The organism is Pseudoxanthomonas sp. GW835-FHT14C01 (assembly GCF_058793715.1).
Genome location: NZ_JBXAGB010000001.1, coordinates 329874 through 340771, shown reverse-complemented (window position 1 = coordinate 340771; position 10898 = coordinate 329874). Strand labels below are relative to the sequence as shown.

Here is a 10898-nt window from a genome sequence, read left to right as displayed (position 1 = left end):
GCCTGCACCAGACTGGTTCCCGGCCAGCAGGTGGCGGTTAAGGAGCCTCTTCCCATGGACACTGCCTCTCCCTTCCGCGCCCCCCGGCGCCACGGCCCTGCCGGCCCGCTGAGCGGCGTCAAGGTACTCGACCTGAGCGCCTACATCGCCGGTCCCTACGGCTGCACGCTGCTGGCCGACCAGGGCGCCGACGTGGTCAAGGTCGAGCCGCCCGACGGCGACAACCTGCGCCAGTATCCGTCAACGCTGGAAAAGGAGAGCCGCGCCTTCCTCGGCGTGAACCGCAGCAAGCAGGGCATCGTGCTGGACCTGAAGCAGCCGGCCGACCACGCCGCGCTGCTGCGGCTGGTGCGCGAGGCCGACGTGCTGGTGCACAACTTCCGCCCCAGCGTGCCGAAGCGGCTGGGCATCGATTTCGACAGCCTGTCGGTGATCAACCCGCGCCTGATCTACTGTGCGGTGACCGGCTACGGCGAGACCGGCCCGATGAAGGACAAGGCCGGCTACGACCAGGTGCTGCAGACCATGACCGGCATGTGCACGCTGCAGGGCAAGCGCGGCGGTGCGCCGGAGATCATCTACGGCTCGGTGGTGGACTACTACGCCGCCGCGCTGCTCGCCGGCGGCGTGTCGTCGGCGCTGTACGAACGCGAGCGCAGCGGGCTGGGCCAGTTCGTCGGCGTGTCGTTGCTGCGCAGTGCGCTGACCATGCAGTCGGCGCGCATGATCTGGGCAGAAGGCGAGGCGCTCGACATCGGCCGCGACATGCGTTCCGGCGGCGTCACCGGCATCCATCCGGCGCGCGAAGGCCATCTGTACCTGTCGGCCAACACCGCGCGTTTCTGGAAGGCGCTGTGCCGGCTGACCGGACTGGATGCGCTGGCCGACGATCCACGCTACGACACCGTGCGCAAGCGCGCCGCGCAGGCCGCCGAGATCGTGCCGCAACTGCACGATGCGCTGCAGGCGCGCACCGCACAGGAGTGGGAGGCGCATTTCGGCGACGAGGTTCCCTGCGCCGCGGCGCGCCGTGTCGAGGACATGTTCGAGCATCCGCAGGTGCTGGCCGAGGACATGGTGGCGGAGATCGCGCATCCGGTGGTCGGCAGCTACCGCGGCGTGACGCGTCCGATCGCGTTCGGCCGCACGCCGGGACCGGCGCCGTTCGCCGCGCCCACCTTCGACCAGGACGCGGACCACGTGCTCGGCCGCGCCGGCAAGACGCGCGCCTCCGGCTGATGCCGGGAGCGCGTTTTACGCCGAATTTACGGCGCGCCCGCCGCCGCGCATAGCGGCTTTACGCGACCCGGGACCAGACTTTCGCGGTCGGCGGAACTCCTCCGCCCCGGATCGCGTACATGTCTCCGATCTCCTCCGTGTCCCGCAGGCGCAGGCCTGCGTTCGTCGTCTCTTCCCTCGCTGCCGGCCTGCTGCTGGCGGCGTCATCGTCCGCCAGCGCCGCCACCTTCAACGGCTCCGGCGCGATCACCACCGACTACGTCTGGCGCGGCACCACCCAGACCCAGGGCGATCCGGCCGTGCAGGCCAGCTTCAAGGCCACGGCCGATAACGGCCTGTACGGCTCGATCTGGGGCTCGAATGTCGAATTCGCTCCCGAAACCAGGGCCAGCAGCGAACTGGACGTCACCGTCGGCTGGGGCGGCAACGTCACCGAAGACTGGGCGCTCGACGTCAACCTGACCCATTACCGCTATCCCTCCGCCACGGTCGACCTCGACTGGACCGAAGCGATCGGCACGCTGATCTGGAAGCAGCGCTACTGGGCGCAGCTGGGCTATTCCAACGACGCGCTCGCGACCGATGAAGCCGGTGCCTACGCGCAGCTCGGCGCGAAATTCCCGCTGAGTGAACAGGTGCGCCTGGAAGCCGCGGCCGGTTACTACTGGCTCGACGACGCCTACGACGACAGTTATGCGCATGCGCAGCTCGGCGCGGTGTGGGCGTTCAAGGTGCCGTTCGAACTGCGTGTCACCGCGCACGCCACCGACAGCAGCGCGACGACGCTGTTCCCGGATCTGGCCGGCTCGCGCGTCGAAGCCGCCCTGCAAGCCGCGTTCTGAGCACCGCCATGTTCACCGACGTCCTCCACCTGTCGTTGTCGCTCGTCGGCGTGCTCGCCGGCGCCGGCCTGATGTTCCTGCTGATCACGCGGCGCGCACGTGCGCCGATGGACGACTCCCATGACTGAGTTCCTTCTCGTTTTCGCACTCGCCATCGCGCTGGGCTGGCCGCTGGGCCGCTACCTGGCCGCAGTGATGCGCGGCGCCGCGATGTGCGGCGACCGGCTGTTCGGCCTGGTCGAACGTCCGTTCTATCGCCTGCTCGGTGTCGATCCGGCGCAGGGCATGGGCTGGAAGGGCTATGCCATCGCCTTCCTCGCCAGCAACCTCGTCGTCGGCGGGCTGGCCTGGATCGTCTTCATGACACAGGCGTGGTTGCCGCTCAATCCGAACGACGCACCGAACATGCGCTGGGACCTGGCGCTGCACACCATGGTGTCGTTCCTGACCAATACCAACCAGCAGCACTACGCCGGCCAGGCGCAACTGTCGCACCTGGCGCAGATGACCGGCATCGTCGGCCTGCAGGTGGTGACCCCGATGATGGGCCTGGCCCTGGTCGCGGCGACGTTGCGGGGTCTGTTCGGGGGGCGCAAGCGCGACACGGCATCCGCCATCGCTGACGGCGATGCCGATGTCGGCAACTACTGGGCCGACGTCATCCGCCCCACCGTGCGTTTCCTGCTGCCGCTGTGCCTGGCGTGGTCGCTGGCACTGACCTGGCAGGGCGTGCCGTCGACACTGCAGGGCGGCCCCGTCGCCACGCCGATCGATGCGAGCGCCGGGATGGCCGAGCAGAAGATCGCGCTCGGTCCGGTTGCGCCGATGGTGGCGGTGAAGCAGCTCGGCACCAATGGCGGCGGCTGGTACGGCCCCAACAGCGCGGTGCCGCTCGAGAACCCCACGCCGTTCTCCAACCTGCTGGAAACACTGGCGATCATCCTGATTCCGGTCAGCATCGCCTTCATGGTCGGCAGCTTTACCGGCCGAAGGAAGTTCACCGCGCTGGTGTTCGGCACCATGCTGACGATGTCGGCGCTCTCGACCGGCGCGGCGCTATGGTCCGAGAGTTATTCCGCTACGTCCCACGACATCGCGCTGATGGAAGGCAAGGAAGTCCGCTTCGGCGACGCACCGTCTGCATTGTGGGCCGCGGTAACCACGCAGACGTCGAACGGCTCGGTCAACGCGATGCACGACTCGCTGGCGCCGCTGACCGGGCTGGTGACCCTCGGCAACATGCTGGTCAACAGCATCTGGGGCGGCATCGGCTGCGGCCTGCAGCAGTTCCTGGTCTACCTGTTGCTCAGCGTCTTCCTCGCCGGCCTGATGACCGGCCGCACGCCGGAACTGTTCGGTCGCAAGATCGACGCGCACGAGGTGAAGCTGCTCGCCGCGCTGGTGCTGCTGCAGCCGCTGGCGCTGTTGACCTTTACCGCCATCACGCTGGCCGTGCCGTCGATCACCGGCAACTCCAATCCGTCGTTCCACGGCATCAGCCAGGTGTTCTACGAGTACACCTCGGCCTTCGCCAACAACGGCTCCGGGTTCGAAGGCCTGGGCGATGCGACCACCTGGTGGAACCTCAGCACCACGCTGATGCTGATCCTCGGCCGCTATCCCGCGCTGATCCTCCCGCTGGCCATCGCCGGTTCGCTGGCGCGCAAGCGCGCCACGCCCGAAGGCCCGGGCACCCTCCAGGTGGAAACGCCAACGTTCGCACTCACGATGATCGCGGTGGTCGTCATCCTGACCCTGCTGCAGTTCATGCCCGTGCTGGTGCTCGGCCCCATTGCCGATCACCTGGCCCTGGTCGCGCTCTGAGAACACCGACATGACGTCTTTTTCCTCACGCTCTGCCGGCCGCACACCGGTCCTGCTCGACAGCGCGGGTTTCCGCGCCGCCGTGATCAGTTCGTTCGCCAAGCTCGCGCCACAGCACGCCTTCAAGAACCCGGTCATGGCCGTGGTCTGGCTGGGCACGCTGCTGACCGCTGGCCTCACGCTGGCCGGCACCACCCCGCCGGGCATCGGCTGGGCAGTGACCGCGCTGCTGTTCGTCACCGTGCTGTTCGCCAACTTCGCCGAAGCCGTCGCCGAAGCGCGCGGCCGTGGCCAGGCGGCATCGCTGCGCCGTGCCCGCAAGGACCTGGTGGCGCGCCGCATCGACACGCCCCTGGGCGGCGTCGAGCGCCGTATTCCTGCCGCCGAACTGAAACCCGGCGACTACGTCATCGTGTCGGCGGGCGAGCAGATTCCCGCCGACGGCGAGATCGTCAAAGGCCTGGCGACGATCAACGAATCCGCCGTCACCGGCGAATCGGCGCCGGTACTGCGCGAAGCCGGCACCGACCGCAGCGGCGTGATCGGCGGCACCAAGGTGCTGTCCGACGAGATCGTGGTGAAGGTCACCGCCGAGCCCGGTCACAGCTTCCTCGATCGCATGATCGCGCTGGTCGAAGGCGCCAACCGGCAGAAGACGCCGAACGAGATCGCGCTGGGCCTGTTGCTGCTGACGATGACGCTGACGTTCCTGATCGTCGTCATCTCGCTGCCGTTCATCGCCGGCTTCGTCGGTGCGAAACTCGATCCGCTGCTGCTGGTCGCGCTGCTGGTCTGCCTGATCCCGACGACCATCGGCGGCCTGCTGCCGGCGATCGGCATCGCCGGCATGAACCGCGCGCTGGCCGCCAACGTGCTGGCCAAGTCGGGCAAGGCGGTCGAGGTCGCGGGCGACGTCGACGTGCTGCTGCTCGACAAGACCGGCACCATCACCCACGGCGATCGCCAGGCCACGCTGTTCCATCCGCTGGCCGGCATCGACCGCGAGCAGCTCCGCGATGCGGCGATGCTCGGCTCGCTGGCCGATCCCACGCCCGAAGGCAAATCGATCGTGAGGCTGGCGCGCGAACAGGGTGCCATGCTGATCGATCCGGAACACGCGCAGTTCGTCGCCTTCACGGCGCAGACCCGCATGTCGGGCGTCGATCTGCCCGACGATGGCCGCGGCCATGGCCGCGTGATCCGCAAGGGCGCGATGGACGCGATCCTGCAACATGTGCAGGCGCTCGGTGGCCAAGCGCCGGCCGAACTCACCGCCCGCGTCGAGCAGATCGCACGCAACGGCGCCACGCCGCTGGTGGTCAGCGACGGCAACCACGTGCTCGGCGTGGTCGAACTGTCCGACGTGGTCAAGCATGGCATCAAGGAGAAGTTCGCCCACATGCGCGCCATGGGCATCCGCACGGTGATGATCACCGGCGACAACCCGCTGACCGCGGCCGCCATCGCGGCGGAAGCGGGCGTCGACGACTACATCGCCGAGGCGCGGCCGGAAGACAAGCTGGCGCGCATCCGCCAGGAACAGGCCGGCGGCCGCCTGGTCGCGATGGTCGGCGACGGCACCAACGACGCGCCCGCGCTGGCGCAGGCCGACGTCGGCCTGGCGATGAACTCCGGCACGCAGGCGGCGAAGGAGGCCGGCAACATGGTCGACCTCGATTCCGATCCGGCCAAGCTGCTGGACGTGGTGGAGGTCGGCAAGCAGCAGCTGATCACGCGCGGTGCGCTGACCACGTTCTCGCTGGCCAACGACGTGTCGAAGTACTTCGCCATCCTGCCGGCGCTGTTCGCCGCGGCGATCCCGTCGATGGGCGCGTTGAACCTCATGCAGTTGTCCAGCCCGACCAATGCGGTGCTGGCGGCGCTGATCTTCAACGCGATCATCATCCCGCTGCTGATCCCGCTGGCGCTGCGTGGCGTGCGCTTCCGTCCGTCCGGCGCCACCGCGCTGCTGCGCCGGAACATGCTGGTCTACGGCATGGGTGGCGTGCTGCTGCCGTTCGCCGCGATCAAGCTCATCGACCTGTTGCTGGCCGCCGTCATCGGCGCCTGAGGACTCCCCATGAAGACTTCAACCGCTGCTTCCCCGAACGTCTGGCGCGCCTCGCTGGCGCTCGCGATGCTCACGCTGCTCGGCTTCGGCCTGCTGTATTCGCTCGCCGCCACCGGCATGGGGCGCCTGCTGTTCCCCGCGCAGGCGACCGGCAGCCTGATCGAACGCGACGGCCACGTGATCGGCTCGTCGCTGGTCGCACAGCCGTTCGCCGACGACCGCTACGTCCATTCGCGGCCGTCCGCTGCCGGTTACGACGTGATGGCGCTGGCCGGCAGCAACCAGGCGCGCACGAATCCCGACCTGCGTGCGCGCATCGACGAAGCACGTGCCGCCGTCGCCAAGCGCGAAGGCGTCGCGCCCACCGATGTGCCAAGCGATCTGGTCACGCAATCCGGTGGCGGCATCGACCCGCACCTGTCGCCGGCCGCGGTGCAGATCCAGATCGCCCGCGTCGCCCGCGCCCGTGGCCTGCCGGTGAGCGAGGTCGAACGCCTCGTCGCCGCCCACACCGAAGGACGGCAGTTCGGCCTGTTCGGCGAACCGCGCGTCAACGTGCTGCAGCTGAATCTGGCGCTGGATGCGCGTGCACCCGAGTAGGAATGACGTGAGCCTGCTGGCGTCCCGCTCCGCTCGCTCCTCATCCGCCCTCCGGGCACCTTCTCCCCGCGTGCGGGGAGAAGGGATCGAATCTGCGAAGTGTCTGGGCCGTTCCCCTCGCCCCGCTTGCGGGGAGAGGGTGCCGAAGGCGGGTGAGGGACAAACGGCGCCGCGGGCTTCGTCGCCGCGGCATGCATCGATTGTCGCGATGCAGGATGGCAGCCCTTGGAACCATTCCGTGATCCGAGCGAACACCTTCTCCGCTCGCTCCTCATCCGCCCGCTGGACACCTTCTCCCCGCATGCGGGGAGAAGGGAACAACGCTGGGCCTGGCCGTGTTGATTGCCGGTCGATCACCTCATCCGCCGCATTACCGAACCAGCGTGACTCGATCGCGAGGCTTTCAGGTGAGATGACGAAGAAAATTTCTCCGACGACGGACCAAAAAGGTGCGCTGCCGGAGGAATGTTCTCCGTGCACGCAGCTCATAAGTGAGCTGACGAGGAAAATTTCTCCGGTGCCGGAGCTCAAAGCTGAGATGACGGAGAAAATTGCTTCGACGCCGAACCAGAAAGGTGCGCCACCGCAGAAAACTTCTTCGCGCGCGCGGCTTTTTTTCTTCGCCGCCGGAGAAATTTTCTCCGATGACCTTACCCGCAGCCTTGCGGACGGACCCCGACACGAGTCCCGGTCAGGCAATAGCCCCGGCGAGCCACCGCAAATCCGGGCCGCCCCGGCGCCATCCCGCATCAACGTGGTCATCCGCTCGGCATGACATGACAACAGGCAGAATAGTGCGATGACCGACCCCCGCGACCGTCAGGCCGATGCGCTGATCGACCACCTGCAGCGCGAGCAGGGCGGGCGGCTGACCATCTTCCTGGGCGCCGCGCCCGGGGTCGGCAAGACCTACACCATGTTGTCGCGGGCGCGCGAGCTGCGCCGGCAGGGCAGGGATGTCGTGGTCGGCATCGTCGAGACGCACGGGCGGGGCGAGACGGCCGCCCAGGCCGAGGGGCTGGAGATCCTGCCGCGCCGGCGCGTGTCCTACCAGGGCCGCTGGCTGGACGAGATGGACCTGGATGCGCTGCTGGCGCGCCGCCCGCAGATCGCGCTGGTCGACGAACTGGCCCACCGCAACGCACCGGGCAGCCGCCACGAGCGCCGCTGGCAGGACGTGATCGAACTGCTGGACGCGGGTATCGACGTCCACACCACCATCAACATCCAGCACCTGGAAAGCCTCAACGACGTCGTCCACCGCATCACCGGCGTGCGCGTTAGCGAGACCGTGCCGGACGTCGTATTCGACCGCCTGCGCGACATCGTGCTGGTCGACCTGCCGCCGCGCGAGCTGATCGAACGGCTGCACCAGGGCAAGGTCTATCTGCCCGAACAGGCGGCGCAGGCGCTGCAGGCGTTCTTCTCGCCATCGAACCTGATCGCGTTGCGCGAGTTGGCGATGCAGACCGCCGCTGACCGCGTCGACAGCGATCTGCGCGAAGACCAGGCCGCGCGCGGCCTGCCGGGCATGCCGTTGCGACGGCGCGTGCTGGTCGCCATCGACGGGCTGGGATCCTCCGAGTACCTGGTGCGTGCCGCGCGCCGCATCGCCGAACGCCGTGCCGCGCCGTGGAGCGTGGTGACGGTGCAGGCCGACGCCGTCGACGACGCACGCCAGCGCGAGATCGACCAGGCTTTCGCGTTGGCACGGCGACTGGGCGCCGACACCGAGGTATTGCGTGGCGCGCGTATCGCCGATGCGTTGCTCGACCACGCCACCCAGAGCGGCGCGTCGACCTTGGTGCTGGGGCGCACGCGCGAGCGGCCGGTGGCGCGCATGTTCAACCGCACGCTGACGCAACAGATCCTGCAGCGCGGCGCGCACTACGAACTGGTCATCATCAGCACGCCGGGAGCACGCGCCCGTTCGCGCCGTGGTGGCGGCGGCCTCGGCAGCTGGTTGACGCGGCACGAGCTGGCGTTCGCCGCCGTCGCTTCGCTGCTGTCCATCGGTGTGGCCTGGCTGGCCGAGCGCTGGATGGGACTGGAAGACGTCTCGATGGTGTTCATCGTGGCGGTCGTGCTGGTCGCGTCGCGCACCCGGATGACGGCCGCGGTGCTGGCTGCGCTGCTGGGGTTCTTCGCTTACAACTTCTTCTTCATCGAACCGCGCTTCACCTTCAACATCAGCGCGCGCCAAGGCGTGACCACGGTATTCCTGTTCCTGATCGCGGCGCTGGTAGCGGGACGGCTGGCCTCGCGGCTGCGCATTCAGGTGGTCGCGTTGCGTGCCGCCAACACGCAGGCGACCGCATTGCAGGCGCTCGGTCGCGAACTGGCCGTCGCGGCTGACCTGGGCCAAGTGCTGGCCGCCGGCCGCAAGGCGTTGGAGCGTGCGCTGTCGGCCGAGGCCTGGCTGCGCGTGCAAGCACGCGAGGAGCCCGCGTCGCTGGCGCTGCCGGAGATCGATCGCGCCGCTGCCGACTGGGCGCAGCAGCACGGGCAGCCTACCGGGCGCCATACCGACACGCTGGCTGGCGCGGCACGCTGGTTCCTGCCGCTGCACGGCGACCGCGGCACGCTGGGCGTGCTGGGCTTGCGCTTCGACGAGGGCGCGCCGCGTCTGCTGCCGGAGCAGCGGCGGCTGGCGGAGGCGATGGCCGAGGACATCGCACAGGCGGTGGTGCGCACGCGCCTGGTGGCGGAACTGGAAGACGCACGCGTCGGCGGCGAGACCGAGCGCCTGCGCTCGGCGCTGCTGTCGTCGGTCTCGCACGACCTGCGCTCGCCGCTGGCGTCGATGATCGGCTCGGCCAGCAGCCTGGCCAGCTACTGGGACGCGATGGGCGAGGACGACCGCCGCAGCCTGCTCGACACCATCCAGACCGAAGGCGAGCGGCTGGACCGCTACATCCAGAACCTGCTCGACATGACGCGCCTCGGCCACAGCGGACTGACGCTCAACCGCGACTGGATCGGCGTGGACGAACTGCTGGGCTCAGCGGTCACCCGGCTGCAGCGTTACCAGCCCGAGGTGCGCGTGCAGACCACGGTGGCGGCGGATGTGCCGCCGGTGTGGGTGCATCCGGCGCTCATCGAGCAGGCGGTGTTCAACGTGCTGGAGAACGCGGGCAAGTTCTCGCCGCTGGGCGAACCGGTGCAGGTGGAGGCGAGGCTGGCCGACGGCGCGCTGCGCATCGACGTACGCGATCGCGGCCCCGGCATTCCGGAAGACGAGCGCAGCCGCATCTTCGACATGTTCTACAGCGTGGAGCGCGGCGACCGCGGCCGCCACGGTACCGGCCTGGGGCTGGCGATCTGCCAGGGCATGGTGGGCGCGCACGGCGGCAGCGTGCAGGCGCTGCCCGGGCCGGATGGCCGCGGCACGGTGATCCGGATTACCCTGCCGTTGCTCACGCCCGCGCCGCAGGAATCCGCTTGACCTATACCGCGCCACCGTCCGCATCCGCCCCGCCGGCGCGCATCCTGGTGATCGACGATGAGCCGCAGATCCGGCGCTTCCTCGACATCAGCCTGCGCGCGCAGGGCTACGTGGTGGCGATGGCGGAGGGCGGCCGCGCCGGGCTGGCGGAGCTGGCCGCGCACGGTGCCGACCTGGTGGTGCTGGATATCGGCCTGCCGGACATGGAGGGCCACGAGGTGCTGCGCGAGCTGCGGCAGTGGTCGCAGGTGCCGGTGATCATGCTGACCGTGCGTGACGGCGAAACCGAGAAGGTCGCCGCGCTCGACGGCGGCGCCAACGACTACGTCACCAAGCCGTTCGGCGTGCAGGAACTGATGGCGCGCATCCGCGGCCTTCTGCGCACGCGCATCGCCGCCACCGACGCGGCGATGCCGCTGTTCGACGACGGCCACCTGCACGTCGACCTCGGCCGCCGCGAGGTGACGCTGGACGGCGGCGCGGTCGCACTGAGCCGCAAGGAATTCGCCCTGCTCGCCCTGCTGCTGCAGCACCCCGGTCGCGTGGTCACGCAACCGCAGCTGCTGCGCGAACTGTGGGGGCCCAACCACCAGGACGACACGCATTACCTGCGCATCCTCGTCGGCAAGCTGCGGCAGAAGCTGCAGGATGATGCGACGGCGCCGCGGTACATCGCGACGGAGCCGGGGGTGGGGTTGCGGTTCGTCGGGGTGGCTTGATGACTGGACGGCTGGCTTCGCAACGGAAAGACCGGTAAGGACTCACATTCCCTTTGCCATATGCGGACCGTCTTTCGTTCCTATGATTGCGGGGATGGTCAAGCAGGAAAACCTTTGCAGACCAGTGAATTGGATGGGTGCGCGGAGTTGCGCGGAAA

At 68.8% G+C, this 10898-nt stretch carries 8 protein-coding genes; all 8 read left to right on the top strand.

Features of this window, described 5'->3' with window-relative positions; genetic code table 11:
- The first annotated feature begins 54 nt into the window (after window positions 1-54).
- Window positions 55-1239: a CaiB/BaiF CoA transferase family protein gene (locus tag AC1Q5B_RS01575; RefSeq protein ID WP_492629988.1), complete on the top strand. Its 1185-nt coding sequence runs from the start codon at window positions 55-57 to the stop codon at window positions 1237-1239.
- 119 nt (window positions 1240-1358) lie between these two features.
- Complete coding sequence (locus AC1Q5B_RS01570) at window positions 1359-2081, top strand: TorF family putative porin (RefSeq protein WP_492629987.1); 723 nt, start codon at window positions 1359-1361, stop codon at window positions 2079-2081.
- Between the two features lie 120 nt (window positions 2082-2201).
- Window positions 2202-3905, top strand: a complete 1704-nt coding sequence (gene kdpA / locus AC1Q5B_RS01565) for a potassium-transporting ATPase subunit KdpA (RefSeq protein ID WP_492629986.1) — start codon at window positions 2202-2204, stop codon at window positions 3903-3905.
- 10 nt (window positions 3906-3915) lie between these two features.
- A complete protein-coding gene (gene kdpB, locus AC1Q5B_RS01560; protein ID WP_492629985.1) occupies window positions 3916-5976 on the top strand; it encodes a potassium-transporting ATPase subunit KdpB in 2061 nt (686 codons plus the stop codon).
- Window positions 5977-5985: 9 nt separating this feature from the next.
- A complete protein-coding gene (kdpC, locus tag AC1Q5B_RS01555; protein WP_492629984.1) occupies window positions 5986-6576 on the top strand; it encodes a potassium-transporting ATPase subunit KdpC in 591 nt (196 codons plus the stop codon).
- A gap of 412 nt (window positions 6577-6988) precedes the next feature.
- Window positions 6989-7351, top strand: a complete 363-nt coding sequence (locus AC1Q5B_RS01550; protein ID WP_492629983.1) for a hypothetical protein — start codon at window positions 6989-6991, stop codon at window positions 7349-7351.
- 24 nt (window positions 7352-7375) lie between these two features.
- Window positions 7376-10021 carry an ATP-binding protein gene (locus AC1Q5B_RS01545; protein ID WP_492629982.1) on the top strand — a complete coding sequence of 882 codons (2646 nt, stop codon included), beginning with the start codon at window positions 7376-7378 and terminating at the stop codon, window positions 10019-10021.
- Complete coding sequence (locus AC1Q5B_RS01540) at window positions 10018-10740, top strand: response regulator (RefSeq protein WP_492629981.1); 723 nt, start codon at window positions 10018-10020, stop codon at window positions 10738-10740. The genes AC1Q5B_RS01545 and AC1Q5B_RS01540 overlap by 4 nt, the downstream gene beginning before the upstream one ends.
- Window positions 10741-10898: the final 158 nt, after the last annotated feature.

Bases quoted from the DNA above. Each gene is read 5' to 3' on its own strand.
- kdpC (WP_492629984.1), top strand. From the start codon at position 5,986: ATGAAGACTTCAACCGCTGCTTCCCCGAACGTCTGGCGCGCCTCGCTG.
- AC1Q5B_RS01575 (WP_492629988.1), top strand. From the start codon at position 55: ATGGACACTGCCTCTCCCTTCCGCGCCCCCCGGCGCCACGGCCCTGCC.
- AC1Q5B_RS01570 (WP_492629987.1), top strand. From the start codon at position 1,359: ATGTCTCCGATCTCCTCCGTGTCCCGCAGGCGCAGGCCTGCGTTCGTC.
- kdpB (WP_492629985.1), top strand. From the start codon at position 3,916: ATGACGTCTTTTTCCTCACGCTCTGCCGGCCGCACACCGGTCCTGCTC.
- kdpA (WP_492629986.1), top strand. From the start codon at position 2,202: ATGACTGAGTTCCTTCTCGTTTTCGCACTCGCCATCGCGCTGGGCTGG.
- AC1Q5B_RS01545 (WP_492629982.1), top strand. From the start codon at position 7,376: ATGACCGACCCCCGCGACCGTCAGGCCGATGCGCTGATCGACCACCTG.
- AC1Q5B_RS01550 (WP_492629983.1), top strand. From the start codon at position 6,989: ATGACGAAGAAAATTTCTCCGACGACGGACCAAAAAGGTGCGCTGCCG.